Source organism: Larkinella ripae (genome assembly GCF_054780775.1).
In genome coordinates this window covers 286,435-307,414 of sequence record NZ_BAAGVR010000001.1, presented here as the reverse complement: position 1 = coordinate 307,414, position 20,980 = coordinate 286,435, and the positions used below count along the sequence as shown (strand labels likewise).

The following is a 20,980-nucleotide window of genomic DNA, read 5'->3' as shown; positions in this document are numbered from 1 at the left end:
CTGATTTTCGTTTGGGTTTCACTTAATCCGTTAAAATCTTATATTTATCGACGACTTTCTGTCGCCGAATGCCGTTTGCTTAACGTTATGAACTTTTTTCTATGAAACCGGCGCCATTACCTCCCGACGAAGCTGCGCGCTTGCAGGCTTTGGCGGATTATAACCTGCTGGACAGCCTGCCCGAGCCCGTCTTTGAAGACATTATCCGACTGGCTTCGGAAATTTGCCGCACCCCCATTTCGCTGATTAGTCTGGTCGATCAAAACCGGCAGTGGTTCAAAGCCAAACAGGGGCTGAAGGGCGACGAAACCGCACGGGAAGAGTCTTTTTGCGCCCACGCCATCCTGAATCCGGAGGAGGTTTTTATTGTTACGGATGCCCGGCAGGATGAACGTTTCCACGACAACCCCTTGACCACGGGCGATCCCCATGTGGTTTTTTACGCCGGGGTTCCTTTGGTTAATCCCAATGGCTATCCGCTGGGCTCGCTCTGTGTGATTGACAAACGCCCGCGGACCCTCACCGAAAATCAGATCGCGTCCCTAAAAGCCCTGGCTAAGTGGGTGGCGGGCGAGTTTGAATTGAGAAAGGTCCGGGAAGAATTAGAAAAAAGCCGGCAAAGTCTGCAATTCGCCCGTCAGGAAAAAATTAAGTCCCGATACGCGGCTCAGGCCATCCTCCAGGCGAGTGAAACCCTAGTTGCCAATTCGCCCCGTACCGATCAGGTCGAAGCGCTGGACGCCATCCGGCAAGCTGCACTGAAATTGACCGCTCCGCAGGCCGGATAGTCCGGCCCCGGGCGCTGGTTGAAAAACCGCGTACTGGTACACCCTTCCGGGTGTTGCCTTTTGCCGGGTTCCGGTTCTTTCAGTTGCCCGCGCACCAGGCGGTTTATTCGGACATTCGCTGATTATATCGCACCTCGGTAGAACACAGACGAAGCGTAATGCCCAGGTAAAGACTGCGGAAAACGCAGTCCTTGACGCTGCGGAAAGCCATGAACGTAGAAATCAGGCGGAAGCAAAAAAATGAAACCAAAGGGGCGGTTTTGTTAATTTTTGACAGAACGTACGGTCTGCTGAAGGTCGTTGAAAAGCCAAACCGCATTCTTTGTGAGGGGCCCAAAAACCGACAGCGGGGCCTGGGCCCCGCTGTCATTCTTAAGGAGATTAATAGAGATTTGCTACTATAGGTTAAAATCAGTTACGGTTTTCAGGGATATCTGGCGGTTGGGCTCACTTAACAGTATTCTTCACTTACGATCGTTGACGACGAATTGATCATCCAGGCAATGACGCCGATGCCCATCAGCTCAAAACTACCGATGGTGGTCAAGGTATCCCGGATGGACGCCGGGCTGACGACGACGGTGCAAACAATAGCGATGACGATAAGCAGGAGAGAGAATAGTAACTTTTTCATGGTAGGTTTTGGTTAAATGCAGCGCCATTCTTTCAAAGACGCGAGATGGCTTGTGTTACGTGACGATACAAAAGTAGATCCTTTGTCAATGAAAACGTGCTGACTGTGAGATTATTAACGGAAGTTTAATTCGTATTAAAGCGGATTAAAACCACGTTAACGCCGGCTGTAAGTAGGCCGGGAAGTTGCGTTGATTGGCCAAAGAAGGACGATTCCTGGGCTGGAAGAAGCCGGAAATCCGGCGTAATAGGAGGATGAAGAAAGGACGTAACGGGTCAAGAATGCCGCCGGGAAAAGCTACGCGGTCAGTGGGTTGCGCCGACCTTCACGGTAGATTCCCGGGTGTAGGAATAGATTAAAGCCAGAACGATGGCGTACGAAGCCAGATTAAACAGGTCGTGGTGGTTCAGATAAACGGTCTTCCATTCCTTTTCCAGAGCCGCTAACAGAAGGGTTATGCGGCAGCAATTGATAAACCAGATAAAAACAACCCCGGCTACGCCCCAGCGCAGTTTTCGCTGCCAGTGACCCGCATACGCCAGGATGAAAGCAACCCAGAAGCTGAGAATTCCGAAGCCTAAACAGCTAAATGATAAAATGACGTTCGCTCCGCTGGCGGTTTTCAGAATTTGGGGAGGAACGACGGTCGCACTGAATCCAAAAACAGTCGTAAAAAGACGGGCCGTATGCAGGATGGACAGGCCAAACCAGTCGATGTAATTCAGATAGTGGTCCAGGAAATAACTGTAGTAATTTCTGGGATCCGTCAGGCCCCAGTAAAAAAGATTGAAATAGTATAAAACGGCAAACAAGACAAACAGCTTACTGAAATAGGCGATGTCCAGGTATTTCAGTAAGCTGTTGTTTAAATTTTTTAGCATGTAGGATGCGGGGAAAATGAGGCCGTTAGCACGGTGCAACGAAGGGGTTCAGCTTAGTTTTGAGTCTCTTTATTGGCTGCTTCTTTTCTTTTTTGATAGGCCTTTTTAATGCCGGCTGCGGCTCCTGCCAGTAGCAGAATGCTTACGCCACCGTCTAGGGGAGCGTTGGCACCCGTTTTAGAATCAGGAAAACCGCCGGCATCCGGATAGGACGGCATTTCCAGGTTGTTGGAAGGACCGTCAACTGAAGAGCCTGAACCCGCTGGTGGGCTTGCGGGGCCATTGGAGGCAAGGTTTTCGGAACCCGTCCCGCCCGTTCCGCCCGTTCCGCCATTTCCTGAACCGCGTGGTCCGGGATCGGCGGAGCCACTTTGTCCATTAGCAGGTGATGCTCCGGCAGAACCAGAACCGGCACTTCCTGGGCCGTTGGCTGAAGAATAGCTTTTGGACGGCTTGGAATTCTCACTGCTTCCCGCCGAAGCGTGCCTTTCGTTCGTCTTACCGTTTTTTTCCCAGGTAGACGATGAATAGTTTTTACCAGATCCGGCATTTTTTTGGTCGCTGGACGCCGTGAAATTACCCGCACTCTTGAACGTTTTGCTCCCGCTGCCTGCCAGACTTCCCGTACCTTTATTCGACGAAGATCTGGTTTGCGTCGAAGAACTGGTCTGGGACGAAGTGTTGTGTTGTCCCGGAGAGCCAGAGCTGGTCTGGGCCGGAGAGTTGTGTTGTAACGAAGAGTTGGGTTGCGTCGAAGAATTGGCGGCCGTTCTGAAATTGGGGCCGCTATTGCCCCTGGCTGAAGACAGGTCCCCCGCTTTCGGTGTTGTCCCTACCATTTTGGGCGATGCCGCTGCCAGGGTGGCAGGTCGGGCATTTCCTCCATTTTTACCAGAAGGGTGGTTTTTGGCAGTTTGGGGAGTGTTTTTACTTATACCAAACAGGGCCATTATCGTGATAAAGAGAGCAGAAAGGCGCTCGTTATCAGAGATATCAACGCGATTTTCGTCATCTTTTGAGCTTTTTTCCGTGGCCTTGGAGCCACTCTGGGCCATACCTGGCAGATAAGTAAATGTACAGAGAATAAGCAGTGCAGGAAGGAAATAGTTTTTTCGCATGGGCTCAGAAAGATAAAAATCTATTGTACATAAACGCTGGACATTACTAACAAATAGTACAGTAAATTCGTACAGGAAACCCTCAAAGGCATTTACTGGCACTTTAAGGCAAAAAACTAAGCCTTTGGCCAGCTTTTATGCTCACCTAGGGACTTATTATGTGTAAATTGATTGAACAAATATCAATTATTTTTTATTTATACGAACCAAAAGTTACTATTAAGTTATTATATGGGGATAAGTAGAATTTCTAGGGAATTAGGTGAGTTCGTTGCTATCCTAAAATCTGCTCATGTATTGATAGGAGAACCGCCATTCTCCAAAAGAACCGATGAAAACGGCTGTGCGGAAATGCGCTTGTACACTAATCAGAATCAGCTTGTTGGCGGGACAACTGCCGGGCGGTTTTGGTAAGGGCGGACTCTATCCGGTGGCGACGGCTGGTACTCCAATGGAAACAAATGATTACCTTTGATTCGAATACGGTTTGGTGAACGATGTATACAGACGGCGATTTATCGAAGGATCTTGAACGGATTAGACAAATTCCGATTGTCCCCACCATCCTGGATGTTATCTGCGAGACGACCGGGATGGGATTTGCGGCCGTTGCCCGGGTCACGCCGGAGCGCTGGATTGCCTGTAGCGTTCAGGATGATATCCGGTTTGGGCTGGTCCCGGGGGACGAGTTAAAAATCGAAACCACCATTTGCAACGAAATTCAGGGGAACCGGGAAGCCGTCATTATCGACCACGTACAGGAGAGCGTGGCATTTTGTAACCACCATACGCCGTTGATGTATGGGTTTCAAAGCTATATTTCCTTTCCGATTATTCTGAAAAATGGCGAATTTTTCGGTACCCTTTGCGCGATTGATCCCCGGCCTGCTCAGCTCAATAATTCAAAGGTGGTGGGCCTGTTTAGTCTGTTCGCGGATTTGATTTCCTTTCATATTCAGCAACTGGATTTGCTGGACCGGACTCAGTTTGTGGTCCAGAATTTAAGCCAGCAACTCACGGATTCGATCGACGAAAACCGGCAATATCAACGGCTTTCCAGTCATCATTTGCAGGAGCCGCTTCGGAAAATCCGGATTTTTAGCGAAATGCTGGTTGACGCCACCGATCGAAAAGATGTTGATCAGATGAAGGGTCTGGCGTCAAAAGTTAATTCCAGCGCGCAGAAATTTTCTCTGATGATCAAAGGCTTAACTGATTTTTCGGTGTTAGACGACGACGAAATTTTCTTTGAGCAGGTGGACCTCAATAAAGTCGTCGCCGACGTCAGTACGCGCTTACGGCCGCAGCTAAACGAGAAAAAGGCAACGATTCACGCTGCCGAACTGCCAACCGTTCAGGCCATCCCGTCGCAGATCGAACAACTGTTTTACCATTTGATCAGCAACGCGATCAAATTTTCCAAAAGTGGCGTTTTGCCGCTTATCACCATTACCCACCAGGAACTGAGCCCGGCCCAGCGCCAGGAGCAGCTACCGACCGGGGCCGAAGTCCGGTTTGTGCAGATCCAGATTGAAGACAATGGCATTGGCATTGAGCACAATCAGTTGGAAAAAATCTTTGATCTGTTCGCCCAGTTGCCGACGAATAAAGACCGGATCGGCGAAGGCTTCGGGCTGGCGTATTGCCGCAAAATCATTCGCAACCACGCTGGCCTGATCAGGGCGCAGTCAACCGTGGGCGAAGGAACCACTATTTCGATTCGCTTGCCGGTTGCCTGAATCGATCCGGTTTTTCTCCGGTCTGAATCACTTATTTCCGGTTTTTCAATTACTCCCCAGTTCGCTTAAATACCGGATCAGATCCCGCACATCGTCCTCCGAATAGGCGTCCATCAGGCCGGTCGGCATCAGCGAACCGCTTTCGGTCTGGCTCGCCAGTTCCTTTTTGGTAAGGATGCGGTTTTTGGAAGAACCCGTAGTTTTGATGTGGATCACCTCGGCGGTTTCGAACACCTTGATGCCCTGAATGATCTCGCCTTTTTTGGTTTCCACCTGCACCCGGTTGTAGCCTTCCTTGATGTTCTGATTGGGCCACAGCACCTCCGTAATGATTTCCCGCGACGACAGGCCCCGGCCAATGGCCGACAGGTTCGGGCCGATGGTGCCGCCCTTGCCGTTCAGGGCGTGGCAGGCCGAGCAGCTCGGATTGGCCTGATAAATCAGCGCCCCGCGTTTGGCATTGCCCTGCTCTTTGACGGCTCTGGCCAGCTTCTCAACGTACTCCGGATTGTACTGCCGGGAAGCCACCGTCCGTTCTTCGGCCATGCTGTTCAGCCGGTTGCTGAGTTCGGGCGCGTTGATGCCTTTGATCGCCAGGGCTTCCAGCACCAGCCGGGCCTGCGGTTTTGACAGGGCGGTTTTCGCCACTTCGGCCGATAAAGCCTTCAGGCCACCCCGCTGGTCGATCAGGGGCGTAAGGACCTCGCGCATGGCGTCGGCCGTCGGGTCGGTCCGCTGCATTTCCTTCAGGGTCGCCCGGGCGGCCAGGGCCACATCCAGTTCACTCAAGCCCTGCAACGCAGCCAGCCGGAGCAGCCGGGGCGTTTCGGACGCGCCCGCCAGGTTTTGCAGCAAAGGCAAAACTGCCCGGCCCCGCAGTTCCACCAGCGCCTTCAGCCCTTCCGCCCGGACCCGCTGATCGGTCTGGCGGTTCATGGAAAGGGTGTTGATCATCGGCACCACCGGCCCGATTTTCCAGGCTCTCGCCAGGTGAATAGCGGCCATGTTGACCTCCGCCGATTTCGAGAGCGTCAGGCTGTTTTTCAGGGAAGAAACCGTTACCGGCGATGCGGTTTTGGTTTCCAGTTTACTCAGGCTTTCGAGCAAAACCGCATCGGTCTGGGCCGATGGCTGACGGAACACCAATTCGAGGTCGGCGGTTTTTCCGGTTTTGGCCAGACTCAGCAACAGGCTGCGCCGAATTTCCGGGCTCAGAGTCCCGATGCCGATCAATTTCCGGTACTGCTCGGAAGGGTACCACGAAGGCGGTAAAACGCTGATCAGCCAGGCCAGATGCGCCGGATTTTTAAACCTCAGCTCGCCGGTTTTTAAGGCCGGTTCCCAGGCTTCCTGCAACGCATAAGCGGTTTTGTTCAGCGCGTACCGCAGAAATTTGTCCATCGGATGGTCCAGCACCTGCGTGGCCAGCGTCATGGCTTCGGGCGTTTGCACCGTGCTGACGGCCACCAGTGCTTCTAGCCGCACCCGCGCCTGTTCGTCATTGAGCAGCGGCTCCAGCACCGCCAGCGGGTTCGCCAGCCGGTCGGACCAGCGCCCGGCAACGTGGGCAGCGTAGGCCCGCGCACCCGGTTCTTTCCCATTTGCCAGTTGCCGCAGCAGGGGTTCGTGGACGAGTTCGTGGCTTTCAAACACACCGAGGGCTTCCATCCGGTGGTGTTCGTCGTTCGGATCACCCGGTTTTAGTTTTTCAACCCACTCCATCAGGGCGGGCTGCACGTCGGTAAGCGGCTTTTCGGCCAGCAGGCGTTTGACTTGGTACCGCACCCAGTGTTCGTCGGATTTGAGCTGATCCAGCAAAGCCGCCACCGGCTGTCCGGCCAGTTTCGGGGCCTGAACGAGCGGCCGGCCGGTGGCCGAAATCCGCCAGATGCGTCCGTGGGTTTTGTCGCGGTCGGGGTGGCGCATGGATGCCTGATAGTGTCCGATAATCGGGTTGTACCAGTCCAGCACATACAGCGCGCCGTCGGGTCCCACTTTGATGTCGATGGGTCGGAAACTGCGGCTGCTCGAACTCAGAATCGGGTCCAGCAAGCGGGCCGTATAACCCGACGAATCACCCGCGACCCGCATTCGTTCGATTTTGTTGTTGTAATACCCGGCAATGACAAAATCGCCTTTCAGATCGTCGGGCAGGTGTTTGGTGCGGATAATTTCGATGATCGAGCCTTTGATGACCAGCTTGCCAATGGGGGGGAGCAGGGCCCGGTGGGCGGTTTTGACCAGGCCCGGCACGGTATAAAACAATTCGGGGTCGTTGGCTTTGTGGAACATCTCGCCCCATTCGCCGAAGTTCATGCCCCACGGATTGACGCTGGCCATCGAACCGTCCAGAAAATTGTCGAGTTGCCGACGCAGCGGCCGATACCGCCAGATGGCCGCCCGGTCGGCTTTTTCGATGCCCCAGGCGGTTTCTACCCGGCTGTAGATGCTGTGGCCCTGCGAAAAGAACAACTCCCCGCCCGGACTCCAGAGAAACGAGTTGATGGTCTGGTGTGAATCGTGCGTGCCAAAACCCGACATCAGCACCTCCCGCGAGTCGGCCTTGCCGTCGCCGTCGGTGTCTTTCAGAAGCACCAGTTCGGTTTGTTCGCCCAGATAAACCCCGCCGTGGCCGAGTTCAAAACCGAGGGGCATCATCAAACCGTCCGCGAAAACAGAAGACGTTTCGGCTTTGCCGTCGCCGTTGCGGTCTTCGAGAATAACGAGTTTGTCGGATGGTTTTTGGCCGGCCGTCAATTGCGGATACGACGGGATGGTCAGCACCCAGAGCCGCCCTTTTTCGTCCCACCGCATGGCGCAGGGATCGGCAATGCCGAGTTCTTCGGAGGCAAACAGCTCAATTTTGTAGCCGTCGGCCAGTTGGAACGAGTTGAGTTCGGCGGCCACCGAGTTGTCCGATTCCGCCGGTGACACCGACATGGGGTTGATCGTCTGGGCCCGGCAAAACGTGAGTTGACCGACAAAAAGCAGAAAGGTTACGGTAAGCGTACGGACGGTTTTCGGAACAGGAGTCATCAGCCACAAAGTCAGGGAATAGGAAATCGTTCGGTCGGCAAAAACCGGATTTATCGCACCGGCGCCAGCTTTTTTTGTTCTTCCTCAATTCGCTGCTCGGCTTCCCGGATCAGCGGTTCAAAGGCTTTCATTTCTTCGGGAAAAATCCGGCGGGTTTTGTCTTTCCAGTCGTGGCTGAACGGCACGGTAACCCGGTCGCCGTTCAGAAAAGCCCAGTTGCTCGGCCGCCAGTAGTTGAACCACAGGACATTTTTCTTCTGAACTTCCGCGTGGAGCGCTTCCAGTTTCGGCTGGGGTTGCCCCGGCGGATTCAGGTGTTTGAGAATCTGGGTCGCCACCAGCTGCTGCCCGTCGGGGTTTAAGTGCAAACCGTCGGTGGTCAGCGAACCGGACGACGCAGCGGCCCGGAGCGGATGAAACAGATCAACAAAATCGTATCCTTCAGCTTCGGCCAGTTCCTGGATGGCTGCGGTATACCGTTCGACGGGCGCCGTGCCTAACGGACTGCTGGCTTTTCCCAGTGGGGTACGGGGTAAGCGCCCGGGTTCAAACGGAACGGGCGAAAGCAGCACCACGCGCCGGCCGGTTTTCCGAATACCGGCCAGCAATTTCCGGTAGGCTGCCGCAAACTGCGGAATGGCTTTTTCACCCGCCAGCGATTCCATTTGCCCGAATTGCACAAAAACCGTGTTGACGCCGAGGCTGTCCAGATTCCGCCCCCAACTGCCAAAACCGACATCCCGGAATTGCTCAAAAACCGTGTCGCCGTCCCACGCCAGATTCCAGATGTGGAGTTGGGTGGTCGGGTAAGCCGCCAGCAGCCGCGTTTCCAGAATCCCGTCTTTGCGCATGGCGGCCATGTTGGCCCCGCCCGCAAACGCCAGGATGTCGCCCGACCTGAACCCGGGTGAAACCTGAGTCTGGCGTTTGTCCTCCGGCCGTTTCAACTGACTGTTCAGTTGGGTTTCCGTCAGCCCGGCCAGCGCGACTTCTGGATTGTGGATCAACTTGTTAATCCTGTAGGTAACGGTCTGCGGTTCTCCGCTGTGAATCTGGAGCGCGATGTAGCCCGACGCATCGCCACCGGGGTCTTTGACGGCAACGGCCAGTTTTCCGTTGATGGCCGTCCAGATGCGGTCGCCTACCGCCAAGATTTCGTAGTGGTTCCACTGGCCGCGCCGGACGGCTTTCTCGCCCCGGTCCGACCAGTCGAGTTTCTGCCGACCGTGTTCGTGGTACAGCCGGCCCCAGACATCCTGACCCATATCGGCCTGATAGCCCAGCGCCTGTCCGGTTTCGTCGGATTTCCGGGAGCGGAACTGAATCCCGGCATTGCGGTCGTCCGGTTCGAGTTTGACATCGATACTGAGGTAAAAATCAGCTACTTTGACCGCCGACCAGAGGAATTTGTTCCTGGCAACGTTCTGCGTCGCGTGGCCCACGATGGCGCCGTTTTTCACCGACCAGTACGGTTTATCCACCGCCGACCAGCCGGTTAAATCCCGGCCATTGAAGAACGTTTTGTCAAGCCGGGCTTGGGCGTGGCCACCAAAAACCGCCAAGCCGAAAAAGAGCGGTAACCAGTGGCGGAAACCGGAGAAACGGAAACCCGTACCGAAGAGTTGGGGAAAGGTCATACGTAAATCGTTGGCTCACAAGGTTTAAAAAAAGCAGGTCTTTAATACCCCGGATTTTGCTTTAACTCCGGATTGATAATGATTTCGCCAATGGGAATCGGATACAGCAAATCCCGATCTGTAACGTTAAAAGCCGTCGCGGCTGGTCCGCTACCCGCCGGGTAGTAATATTTCTGCGGGTTGGCCTTGATGCGCGCGCCGTACTCGCTCATCGTCTTGACCGCCAGCCCACTGCGGACCAGATCGTGCCAGCGTTTGTTCTCAAAAGCCAGCTCAATCCGGCGTTCGCGCCAGAGGGCGTCGCGCAGGGCCGTCTGGCTGGTGGCGGTGGTGGCGGGCAGGCCCGCCCGCGTCCGGACCTGGTTTAGAAAACCGGCGGCATCGGCCGGTTTTCCCTGTTCATTGGCGGCTTCGGCCAACATCAGCACCACTTCGGCGTAGCGGTAAACGGGCCAGTTGACGCCGGTTTCGCCGTAGCGCGCGTGCGGGTGCTGGTATTTTTTGATGTAGGGCGTGTCTTTGTACGTGATGCCGATCAGGGGCGACGGACCGGAGTAAAAACCGATCGAAGCGGCATAGCGCCTGTCCTTGACGGGATCTTCGTAAGCCGCTAGCAAATCCGGCGTCGGGGTGTTGTAACAGCCGTCCGTGTTGGACGCCGACGGTTTCACGCCCGTAATGACGGAAGGGTCCGCCAGGACCGGCAAAAACCGGTACGGCAGGTAATTGCTCACCGCCTGGGAGGTTCCTTCGGCGTACTGCACATCGAAAATGATCTCGTTGTTTGTCTTGTTCGACGGTTTATAGATGTCCGCGTATTCCGGCAGCAGCGCGTAGCCCTGTGCGGTTACCTGTTTCAAGGCGGTTTCGGCTTCGGCCCAGCGCTTCTGGTTGATGTACACGTCCCCGAGCAGCGTGTAAGCCGCCCCCGACGCCATCCGGCCCGCCGTCTGGGCGGCTTTGGCGGGCAGCAGTTTGGCGGCCTGCTCGGCATCGGCGATGATCTGTTTGTAGACCTCCGCACTTTCCGAGCGGGGTTTGAACGTGCCCTGGTAGGAGGTGGCCGGCTCCAGAAAAAGGGGAACACCCCCGAAGTTTTTCAGCAGATCGAAGTAGGCAAACGCCCGCAGAAAATACGCCTGACCTTTCAGGTTGTCTTTGGAAGGCTGATCGAACTCCACGGCGTCGATGGTGCTCAGAACCTGATTGGCGCGGGCAATAATCAGGTAATCGTTCGTCCATTTTCCGGCGGTATTGCGGTTGTTGTTTTCAATCGTAAAAGTCGAAGGGTCTTCCTCCGGTTTGGGGCCGCGCTGGGCGATGTTGAACACAAAGTGCGTGTTGTCGGACCGCATTTCGTTCAGCACCCAATCCTGGTTGTAAAGGCCCTGCAAAGGGGCGTAAATACCGCCGACGGCCTGCTCGAAATCCGCCTTCGACTGGTAAAAACTGGCCGGGGTCAACACGGTTTCGGGAACCACCTCCAGAAAATCGGTGCAGGCGCTGGCGGTCAGCAGCAGAATTCCCGCGAGTAAGGCTTTATTTTTCATAGTAAATTCGGGTTAGGGATTAAAAACCGACGTTGACGCCCAGGGTGACGGTTCGGGGAACCGGATACGAGTTTTCGTCGATGCCCGGCGAACTGCCACTGGTCGAATTCCGGGTGTTCACCTCCGGGTTCGGGCCGGGATACCTGGTGAAAATAAAGGCGTTCTGGGCGCTGGCGTACACCCGCAGCCGGCGAACCGGGCCGGTGTTTTTCAGCGGTAGCGTGTAGCCGACCGTGATGTTTTTGACCGACAGAAAACTGCCGTCTTTGATGTACCGCGTGTGCCAGCGGTCGCGTTCGAGGTAGGTGGTTCCCTGTTTGGTGCTGCCGTATTTGCCCGCGCCGGGATCTTCGGGCGATTTCCAGCGGTCTTTCACCTCCTGCAACACGTTAAAAACACCGTCCAGGTTGGTAGTCCAGTTTTCATAATGCGTCAGAATGTCGTTGCCGTAGGTGCCGGTGAGGGTGAGCGAGCCGTCGAAATTACCGTAGCTGACGGTGTTGGTCATCCCAAAAATAAACGTTGGCCAGGGGTTGCCGATGTCGGTGTAATCTTCGGGAAAGGTGATTTTTCCGTCGCCGTTCAAATCCCGGAACTTGATGGTGCCAACCTGGGAATCCGCGTATTTGGGCGAGTTGTCGAAGTCGGCCTGATTGACGTACACACCATCCTGAACGGCCCCGTAGAACATGCCGATGGGGTGGCCCACCTGCGAACGGTGGCTGAAAAAACCGTAGCTGCTGATGCCGTGGAACAGGGCCGTGGTTTGTTGCGTGGACAGGCTGACCGTTTCGTTGCGGTCGAAGGAAAGGTTGAAGTTGGTGTTCCAGGAAAACCGGTTCGTGTTGATGTTGTAGGTGTTGATGCCGATTTCGTGGCCCCAAAACTTCAGATCCCCGATGTTCGTCTGGATGTTGCTGAAACCGGAGGATTGCGGAACGGCCACGTTGAAAAGCAAGTCGCTCGAGCGCGTGGAGTAGTAATTATAGGTCAGCTGAATGCGGTCGTTCAGGAAATACACATCGGCCCCGAGGTTGAATTGTTTCTTGCGCTCCCAGCCCAGCGCGTTGTCGCCCAGGTTGGTGGTGGCCCGACCCTGAAACAGTCCGTTGTTGAAGGCGTAAAAAACCGGGCTGACGGTGGAGCGAAACGTGTAGTTTCCGATGTCGAAGTTGCCGGTGGTGCCGTAGCTGGCGCGCAGTTTCAGAAAGGAAACCGGCTTGAACGTCCAGAAATCCTCTTTCGACACAATCCAGCCCACGGACGCCGAGGGGAAATTCCCCCAGCGGTTGTCGGGTCCAAACCGCGACGAGCCATCCCGCCGAACCGAAGCCGTCAGCAGGTACTTGCTTTTGTAATTGTAATTCAGGCGGGCCAGGTAGGAGAGGAGCGCCCACTCCTGCACCCCGCTCGTGACCACCACCCGGCCGGCGGCACTGACGGCCTGAATCTTGTCGTCGGCATAATTGCTGGCGGTTACCAGGGTGCTTTCGCCCCGGTAGCGCTGCGCCGTAAAATCCACCAGCGCGTCGATGTTGTGGCCGTTGATTTCGGTCTGGTACGTCAGGGAGTTCTCGTTCACCCAGTTGTAGGACCGGCCGGTATTGTCGGAGCCGAACGGTATGCGGGGCGGGGGCGTAAACATCACGCCAATGGTGGACGGATTGAACTGAAACACATTGGAATTGCCCGTTTGCACATTCACCGTCGTTTTGGCCGTCAGCCCCTTCAGAATCCGGTATTCGACAAAAGCGTTGGCCAGCAGTTGCAGGTTTTTGCCGGAATACACTTTCTCTTTGGCGACCCGCAGCCAGTTGGGGTTGCCAAACGTGGCCGGGTCCGAGGCCGTTAAGGTCAGGCTGCCGTCGGGATTATAGGGACTCGCCAGGGGCGTGGTGGCCAGGGCCGCCGAAACGATGTTTTCGGAACCGTAGGGGCCGCCATCGGTGGCAAAATTGGTGTTGGTCGCGTAATTCGGAGCCAGATTGAACCCGATCCGGATTTTTTCGCCGGGCGTAAAAAGGGAGTTGACGCGCAGCGAAAGCCGTTGATAACCCGTTCCGACGATGGTGCCTTCCTGACTGAAATAACCGCCCGTGACCGACGTACTGAAGTTTTTCAAGGCCGCGTTGACCGTCAGGTTGTAGCTCTGGATGGCCGCCGTCTGGGTAATGGCGTCGTACCAGTCGGTGCCTTTTCCGGCGTATTGTTCGGGATTCTGAAAAACCGCATTGACCGGGCGACCGTTTTCGGCGGCAATTTCCTTCTGAAACTGGGCGTACTCCTGCGCGTTCATCATCGTAAGCCGGCGCGATTTCGGAATTTCTTCAAAACCGTAATAGGCATCGAAATCAATCTGCGTTTTGCCGGGAATGGCCGATTTGGTCTGGATCAGCACCACGCCGTTGGCCGCCCGTGACCCGTAGAGCGAGGAGGCTGCGGCATCTTTCAAAACCGTAATGCTTTCAATTTCCGCGGGATTTATGGTGTTGATGTTGCCGGAAATGGGCATGCCGTCGACCACATACAGCGGATCGGCCCCAGCCGTGATCGAAACCGCCCCCCGGATTTTGATGTTCATGCCCTCGCCGGGCCGGCCGGAGGTCTGGTCGATGCGCACTCCGCTCAGTTTGCCCTGGAGCATTTGCCCCACCTGCGCCACGGGGGCGTCTTTCAACTGCTTTTCCGAGATGGTCGAAATCGCGCCGGTAATGTCTTCCTTCTGCTGCGTGCCGTAGCCGACCACCACCACTTCGGCCAGTGCCTTCGTGTCGGTTTTCAGCAAAACATCGACCGTCGATTGCTTACCGACCACCACTTCCTGCGGCAGGTAGCCCACAAACGAGAAGACGAGCGTCGCGGTTTCGTCGGGCACCACGAGCGTATAACGGCCCTCGGCGTTGGTGGTGGTGCCGCGCTGCGACCCTTTGATGACCACGCTCACGCCCGGCAGCGGTTCGTTCTTTTCGTCGCGTACGTTGCCCGAAACCGTCAGGTCGGCGGGGGGCTGAATGGGCATGGGCGTGATTTCCCGGAAGAGCTCGGGTGCGCTCAGAAAGGTGGTTTTTTTTCGGTTTCGCTTGAGGATAATCTGTTCGTTGGTGGATTTGTATTCGATTTGCAGCGGCAGCAGCAGCCGGTCGAGCACCGTCGAAAGCGGCTCGTTCTGGGCCGAAATGCTTACTTTTTCGTCGACCGGAATCAGGCTGCGGCTGTAGGCAAACCGCACGCTGGCCCGGGTTTCGATTTCGGAAAGGGCCTTTTGCAGGGATATATTTTCCGCCTTCAGGCTAATGTTTCGTTTGAGAAGATCCTGCGCGTCGGTTTCGCGGGCGTAGGCAACGGCCGTGATGAACCCGATGAGCAGAAGCTGGAGCACCGATAACCGCATAATGGCATAGGCTGTCTTGCTTTCTAGAAAAAAATGCATAGGTTTGGGTGGTTAAATTGAACAATAAGAAGCCGTTCATCACCTTCGGGGTGATGAGGTTTTGGAGCGCTTGTTCAGAGTCAGGAGTGCAGCAATCACTCCTGATTTCCTTTATAAGCCGGGCCGGAGGAGGGAGGGTCGTTGGGGCATAGAAGAGCGTTTATAGGGTTTAGTGATGGTCTTTCTGATTTATTCGACGTTTCCGCAGCCTTCCCCGTCGATCACAATCGTGTCGCCCCGCATTTCGTAGCTGGCTTCCACCATTTGGGTCGTAATGTCCAGAATTTCCGATAAGCGGTTGTGGTCGAAGGTGGCTTTCAGGCGGCAGTTGGCCAGTCGGGCATTCGCCAGCTGGACTTTGATTCCGTATTTTTTCTGGAGCCGGATGGCGATTTCTGACAGTTTTTCGTCTTCAAACGTGAGCGAAACGGGTTGCCAGGTTTCCACTTTTTCCCGGAATTTCGAAAACTCGGTCGCGGTGAGCAGGCCCGACGCCACCTCAAAAACCGCCTGCTGCCGGGGCAGCAAGAGCACGGATTTTTCTTTCCCTTCGTGATCCGGGGCCGATACCGAGACTTTTCCCGTGACCACCGACACCTCGTATCGCGAACGATCCGGATTGGATTTTACGTTAAAGCTCGTGCCCAACACCTTCACCAGCAGGGAGTTACTTTTGACGTAAAAAGGCCGGGAGGGGTCTTTCGTAACGTCGAAAAACGCTTCACCTTCAATGGTAACCGTGCGCGACGTTTCCGAAAATGCCCCGGCTGCATACTCGATTTTCGCATCCGGATTGAGCCAGACTTTGCTGCCATCGGGCAACTGGTGCCGGATCACCTGCTTTTGGCGGTTGAGAACCGATACCGCGTTGGCGGCCCGTTCCGGAGCCGGTTTTTGGGTTGTTGCGTAAAAGTAAAGGCCCAGACCGCCCACCAGCAGCACCACCGCTGCCGCTGCCCACCGGCCGGCCGTAGACCAGAGCGGACGTACGGGATTGATCGGTTCGGCGGGCTTTTCGTCCGATTGCCGGCGGCTGACGATGGCCTGAATTTTTTTGAGATGCCGGGGCTGGTCAAATTCATTCAGCCGGGCTTCGCCTTCGTTTAAAGCCGCGTACCACTGCTCCACCCGCTCGGCTTCTTCCGCCGTGCAGGTTCCTTCCAGGTATTTTTTCAACAGCTCGGGTGAAATGGCAGGTTGGCTCATCGGGTCGTCGGGTCAGGTTTCGGCCGCTACTAACAAGACGCACGAAAAACCGCTAACCCTGGTGGGATTTGAAGAAAATGTATAATAAATAAAATACTATCCGAAAGCTTAGTATACTTGCATTTGACCTGCTTTTAGAATTTGATGCACAACCCGTACCGCAATCAAGACGCCAATGCGCTGTGGCAGTTGGTGAAGCTGGAGGCCGATTCGACGGCCTTTGCGGAATTGCACGCGCGTTTTGCGGAAAAACTCTACGCGCTGGCGTACCGGAAAACCGGCGACAGCGATGCGTCGGAAGATCTGGTGCAGGATTTGTTCGTGACGCTCTGGGTGCAGCGCGAAACGCTTTTTATCGACAAAAGCGTTCAGGTTTACCTGTTTTCGGCCCTGAAAAACCGGGTTATCTCTCACCTGCGGAAGCAATTGCTGCGTCAGTCGGTGCCGCTGGACGAGGTGTTTTCGGAGGCAACGGTTTCGCACGCGGCCAATCTGGTGCAGGACTGGATTCAGGTTCGGGAAGTGCAGGAAGTGTACTTGCGCGAATTGAAAAACCTGCCCGAAAAAAGCCGCGAAGTGTTTGAACTCAGCCGCAGCGGGCTGGCCAATAAAGAGATTGCCGAGCAACTCGGACTGGCCGAAAAAACCGTCGAGTTTCACATCAGCAAATGCCTGCGGGTGTTGCGGGTCAAGCTGCTCTATAGCCTCGGCGTGGCTGCGATGCTTGCGTTCATCCCCTGACCTCGACTCTGTCCCCGGCCCTCTGACCCCGGATTGCATCCGGGGTTATCCGGGTTAAACCTTTCGGGCTATTGCCAAGTCGTTGACGGGTTGTGGGGTGGCGGATGGATTGGGGTCGGTAGCGGGGCCGGTCGGGCGTTTGCGGAACCAGTTGGCCAGCGCCGAACCCGTTACGTTTTGGAGCGGACCGAAGATGGCCGACGCCAGCCCGAGGGTGGCTACTTTTCCCATTTTCAGGGCCAAACCGGTGGCCACTCCGCCGTTCTGCATCCCGACTTCAAAGGCAATGGTCCGGCGGTCGCGTTCGGGCAAACCCAGCAGCAGCGCCGTGCCATAACCGACGCTCAGGCCAATGAGGTTGTGCAGCAAACAGGTAACGATCAGCAAACCGCCTACTTGCAGCAGGTTGTCGCGCCCGGATGCCGTAATGATGACGGTGTTGATGACAATGCCCAGCATGGCGACAAACGACAGGGCGCTTTCGATCATCGGCCGGTCGATGGTTTTTGCCTTTTTCAACAGCATGGCGCTAATCATGGGCAGCAGGTAAAACCAGAAGGCCGATGTGAGCAAGGCCGTCAGAAAGCCCGAAAAACCGACTTTGGTAACGAACATCATCACCACATTGGTTACCAGAATGACCCCGGCAAACGCCAGGAGTTGAACGGGTTTCGCCCGGTTGGTTTCGTTGCCGAAGTAGAACAGGTTGAAAATAAAACCGGCCACGACGGGAATGATGATCATGTTGGTGATGTCGATCATCATGTGGGCAATGTCGATTTCGACGTACTGACCGCCCAGCCATTTCATCAGAAAAGGCGTAATGAACGGCGACAGGATGGTGGAACAGGCCCCGATGGTTACGGCCAGCGCCAGATTCGCGCCCGACAGATACGACATGACATTGGACGCCATGGCGCTGGAGACGCAGCCAATCAGGATGACACCCCCGGCAATTTCGGGCTCAAAGTCGAACAGGTGCGACAAACCAAAACCGACCAGCGGCATCACCATAAAGTGGCAGCAAATGCCAATCAGCACCCCTTTTGGCATTCGGACGACGCCCTTGAAATCATCAAAACTCATGTGCGAGCCCATGCCGAACATGGTCAGTTGCACGAAGGGTACGATCAGTCGCTTAAGCTCAAAACCGCCGACGGTGAAGAAATAAGCGGGATAAAACATCGCCACGGTGACGGCCGCCAGAATCCAGACCGTGTAGGAAAAGCCCCTGAGCTGGGCAAAACCGCGAAAGCCCAGGGCCAGCAGCACCAGCGCGACCATCAGAGCCGGTCCGGTGAGCGTCTGGTTATCAGATGAATACAAAACCGCCGATCCGGCAAACGCCAGACCCGACACAGCCAGCAGGAGAATCGACAGGCGAGGGGGCATACAGGTAAAGGTTAAAGGTGGCCAGAATGCGGTTTTGGGAAACGGGCGCCCCGGTTTTAGGAATTACGCATTAAGAAGTTCAACCGCGGCTGCGGGATACTCATGGCAGAGGAAATAGTTTCGGGCTTCGTCCTCCTCGATTTCCGGAAACCGTACGCCGTAATCGACCAGAAAAACATTGTCGTTGTGGTCGTCGCAAACGCTGGAAATCTCGGCGCTGAGCGTGTAGCCCACGCCGTCGATCGGCCAGCCGGTGCCTTCTTCGCCCCAGAACTGGTGAATCGTGCGGGGGTGAATCGTCAGGCTTTCGCCCGGTCGCAAGCGCACGATTTCGCCCGGCCCCAGCCGCCGGGTGCAGCCGTCCACCTGCGTCAGAAAGGTTTCGTTGGACGGATTGCCGTCGGCATCGGCTTTGGTAAGTTGAACCAGCACGTTACCGCCCGCGCGGCAAATGATGTCTTCGCGTTTCGAGCGGTGAAAATGGGCCGGAGCGCGTTGGTTTTCCGGATCAATCAGCCACTTTTCGGCGTATTGCTTGGGGTAATTCGGGTGGTTCGTCCGGCCGTTGCGAACCGTAAACAACGTTCGGCCGATGGTGTGAAAATCCTTGCTGCCAAAATCGGTAACGTCCCAGCCAAGCATGCAATCGCGGATTTCGTCGTACTCGGAACCGGCGGCCCGCCACTGGTCCACCGTCCAGTGGGCAAAGGGCGGGAGGTGCATCCCGAAATGGGCAATAACTTCCTGGGCCGTAGCGATGCTGGCGTTCACTATGGAGCGTTTCAAGTTCATGATGATCAGTAAAATGAGGTTGTGGTTTGACGTAGTAGAAAATCGTTGAGACAGGAATCCCGGCCCCCGGGTAAAACCGGGGAAGTGGACGGGCCGAACTGAATTTTGAACTGATTTTATGGGGTTTTCCTCCGCGCGTTGTAATTCCCGACGGCTTCCGAAATGCGCAGGGCCCGGTCGTAGATCGCGAGTTGGCGGATTTGTCCTTTGATCGTAGCACCGATGCGGATTTGCGCGGCCCCCGCCACCGATTTCAGGTACGGATTAAACCGCCCCCAGCCAAATTGCCGGGTGTCGCCCCCGTCGTTCAGCACGCCATCGACCACGAAGGCGATGATGTGCGGACCGCCATCGACCACGATGCTGAGGTGGTGGTTCTGGTTGGGTTTAAGCCAATTTTCGTCGCAGGCCCAGGCCGCTTGCGTCCGCCCGTCGTTCATCGCGAGTTCCACGGTTTTTTTGTCCGTCGTGCGGACGAACCAGCCTTTGCCGGTGGAGTCGCGGGCGTCGAGCAGAATCTGGTTGTCGGACAAGCTGGTGAGGTTGAAGACGAGGTCAATCGTAAAACCGTTCGGCACGTTCATGCCCGGCTGTTCGAGCTTTTTCGTGTCGCGTTTGTAAAATTCGGGCAGCGTTGGTGCGGCCACGGTTTGCGGAAAAGTCCCGGACTGGTACGTCCAGCTGGTCACCAGACCGGCTTCCGTTTTCGTCCGGTTGTCAAACTGGTTCCACAAACCGCTCAGCAGTTTTTCGTCAATTTTATGCACGCGGGCGATGTCTTTCTGCGTTTCCGTGATGAAATACGCGCCTTTATCTTCCACCAGGTCGGGGTAGCTCATCCGGATCAGCGGGTCTTCGTCGTAGAGCAGAATTTCCGGCTGCGTCCACCGGATGATCTTTCCTTTCGGCGAATCGGCTTCCACCCCCCCCGACACCCAGGCCGGATTGCGGTCTTCGTAGGCGATGCTCCGGCGCCGGGGATGCTCCCGGATAAACCGCCCGCCGTGGTTGTGAAACCAGTAAAGAAACTTGCCGTTCTCGCATTTCCAGACAAAGTTGGCCGCGCGCGGGTGTTTGAACAACTGGCCGTTGGCGTAGCGTAAGTACTGGGGCGTGTCCCAGGTGTGCCCGCCGTCGCGGCTGTAGGTATAGGCCGGGTGGCCGTCGATGGTCCGGTACACGCAGTAGAACGAACCGTCGCTCAGAATGGCAAAACTCTGTTCTTCCGCAATGGGGCCGCCGTCTTTGGTGGGCGTTCGCAGGCCGATTTCGCCGTCGGGCAGGGTGTTCCATTTCGCTTTCGCCGGATCGCTGACCGTCAGCAAATCCGGACTCTGGAGCAGGGCACCTTCGCTGGTGGTGAAAAAACCGTCGCCAAAACCGCCAACTTTGTGAACCGGCACGTAGGCCGACTGTCTGTCGGCAAACGCCTTGCCGACGTTCCAGAAATACTGGATTTTGCCCTGATACGGGTTTTTCCGGTCAATCTGAAAATTCCGCATCGGAATGGTGACGCGGTTGGCCGACCAGGTTTTGCCGTTGTCGTCGGAATACTTGAAGACAAAATACCCCTGGCTGTCCACGCGCTTCACCAAACCGTCCTTATACGGCGGATCGTCGCCCTTGACCGCCCGGATGTTGTCGGTATTGTGGTTGTAGAAAACAAAAACCCGCCCCGACGGCGCTTTCAGTAACACGGCGTAGGAAGCTTCCGGACCGTCGCCGGGTTCCACGTCGCGTTTGTCAATCCAGGTTTTGCCCTGGTCGAGGCTGCGTTGCGTGATGAGGTGTTGCCCCGACGCGCCTTCGTGGCCGGTGCCGGTGGTGAGCACGCACAGCCACGCGCCGTCGCTGGTTTTGACGATGTACGGCTGATCGCTGTAGGTTTCGTCGGGAATCACCGTCCCGGTTTTGATATCCCGCCAATCCTGCGTCAGCAATGAAGGGGTTACGGCCAGACACAGACTTAGGAACAGGATACTATTTTTCAGATTCAGAAACATGGTTTCACAATTTTAAGAAAAAGACAGCCGCCC

The 20,980-nt window shown here is 55.7% G+C and carries 14 protein-coding genes; 3 read left to right on the top strand and 11 right to left on the bottom strand.

What is annotated here, in order from left to right; genetic code table 11:
- The first annotated feature begins 101 nt into the window (after positions 1 to 101).
- On the top strand, positions 102 to 788 hold the full coding sequence (locus ACYVHX_RS01355; RefSeq protein ID WP_460669795.1) for a GAF domain-containing protein: 687 nt from the start codon (positions 102 to 104) through the stop codon (positions 786 to 788).
- Positions 789 to 1,239: 451 nt separating this feature from the next.
- Here the strand turns inward: ACYVHX_RS01355 and ACYVHX_RS01350 are convergent, their stop codons facing one another.
- From ACYVHX_RS01350 to ACYVHX_RS01340, 3 genes are all read right to left on the bottom strand, one after another.
- Complete coding sequence (locus ACYVHX_RS01350) at positions 1,240 to 1,422, bottom strand: hypothetical protein (protein WP_460669794.1); 183 nt, start codon at positions 1,420 to 1,422, stop codon at positions 1,240 to 1,242.
- Positions 1,423 to 1,727: 305 nt separating this feature from the next.
- Positions 1,728 to 2,303 carry a hypothetical protein gene (locus tag ACYVHX_RS01345; RefSeq protein ID WP_460669793.1) on the bottom strand — a complete coding sequence of 192 codons (576 nt, stop codon included), beginning with the start codon at positions 2,301 to 2,303 and terminating at the stop codon, positions 1,728 to 1,730.
- A 53-nt stretch (positions 2,304 to 2,356) separates the two neighbouring features.
- On the bottom strand, positions 2,357 to 3,523 hold the full coding sequence (locus tag ACYVHX_RS01340) for a PID-CTERM protein-sorting domain-containing protein (RefSeq protein ID WP_460669792.1): 1,167 nt from the start codon (positions 3,521 to 3,523) through the stop codon (positions 2,357 to 2,359).
- 395 nt (positions 3,524 to 3,918) lie between these two features.
- Between ACYVHX_RS01340 and ACYVHX_RS01335 the strand changes: the two genes are divergently transcribed.
- The gene (locus ACYVHX_RS01335; protein ID WP_460669791.1) at positions 3,919 to 5,160 is read left to right on the top strand and encodes a sensor histidine kinase; all 1,242 of its coding nucleotides are present in this window, start codon (positions 3,919 to 3,921) and stop codon (positions 5,158 to 5,160) included.
- 45 nt (positions 5,161 to 5,205) lie between these two features.
- Here ACYVHX_RS01335 and ACYVHX_RS01330 read toward each other — a convergent pair whose 3' ends face one another.
- The 5 genes from ACYVHX_RS01330 to ACYVHX_RS01310 all read right to left on the bottom strand — a co-directional run bounded on the left by ACYVHX_RS01330 (position 5,206) and on the right by ACYVHX_RS01310 (position 16,019).
- On the bottom strand, positions 5,206 to 8,196 hold the full coding sequence (locus ACYVHX_RS01330) for a PVC-type heme-binding CxxCH protein (protein ID WP_460669790.1): 2,991 nt from the start codon (positions 8,194 to 8,196) through the stop codon (positions 5,206 to 5,208).
- Positions 8,197 to 8,246: 50 nt separating this feature from the next.
- The gene (locus tag ACYVHX_RS01325) at positions 8,247 to 9,833 is read right to left on the bottom strand and encodes a family 16 glycoside hydrolase (RefSeq protein WP_460669789.1); all 1,587 of its coding nucleotides are present in this window, start codon (positions 9,831 to 9,833) and stop codon (positions 8,247 to 8,249) included.
- A 41-nt stretch (positions 9,834 to 9,874) separates the two neighbouring features.
- A complete protein-coding gene (locus ACYVHX_RS01320; protein WP_460669788.1) occupies positions 9,875 to 11,383 on the bottom strand; it encodes a RagB/SusD family nutrient uptake outer membrane protein in 1,509 nt (502 codons plus the stop codon).
- A gap of 19 nt (positions 11,384 to 11,402) precedes the next feature.
- Entirely contained in the window at positions 11,403 to 14,813 is a 3,411-nt protein-coding gene (locus tag ACYVHX_RS01315; protein WP_460669787.1) for a TonB-dependent receptor, read from the bottom strand.
- Positions 14,814 to 15,002: 189 nt separating this feature from the next.
- Positions 15,003 to 16,019 carry a FecR family protein gene (locus ACYVHX_RS01310; RefSeq protein ID WP_460669786.1) on the bottom strand — a complete coding sequence of 339 codons (1,017 nt, stop codon included), beginning with the start codon at positions 16,017 to 16,019 and terminating at the stop codon, positions 15,003 to 15,005.
- A 144-nt stretch (positions 16,020 to 16,163) separates the two neighbouring features.
- Here ACYVHX_RS01310 and ACYVHX_RS01305 point away from each other — a divergent pair, with 144 nt between their 5' ends.
- Entirely contained in the window at positions 16,164 to 16,760 is a 597-nt protein-coding gene (locus ACYVHX_RS01305; RefSeq protein ID WP_460669785.1) for an RNA polymerase sigma-70 factor, read from the top strand.
- Positions 16,761 to 16,814: 54 nt separating this feature from the next.
- On the opposite strand, the gene ACYVHX_RS01300 is transcribed toward ACYVHX_RS01305, so the two are convergent.
- The 3 genes from ACYVHX_RS01300 to ACYVHX_RS01290 all read right to left on the bottom strand — a co-directional run bounded on the left by ACYVHX_RS01300 (position 16,815) and on the right by ACYVHX_RS01290 (position 20,947).
- Positions 16,815 to 18,152, bottom strand: coding sequence for a bile acid:sodium symporter family protein (locus ACYVHX_RS01300; RefSeq protein WP_460669784.1), 1,338 nt, complete (start codon positions 18,150 to 18,152; stop codon positions 16,815 to 16,817).
- 63 nt (positions 18,153 to 18,215) lie between these two features.
- Positions 18,216 to 18,944, bottom strand: coding sequence for a D-lyxose/D-mannose family sugar isomerase (locus tag ACYVHX_RS01295; protein ID WP_460669783.1), 729 nt, complete (start codon positions 18,942 to 18,944; stop codon positions 18,216 to 18,218).
- A 116-nt stretch (positions 18,945 to 19,060) separates the two neighbouring features.
- Entirely contained in the window at positions 19,061 to 20,947 is a 1,887-nt protein-coding gene (locus ACYVHX_RS01290; protein WP_460669782.1) for a LamG-like jellyroll fold domain-containing protein, read from the bottom strand.
- Positions 20,948 to 20,980: the final 33 nt, after the last annotated feature.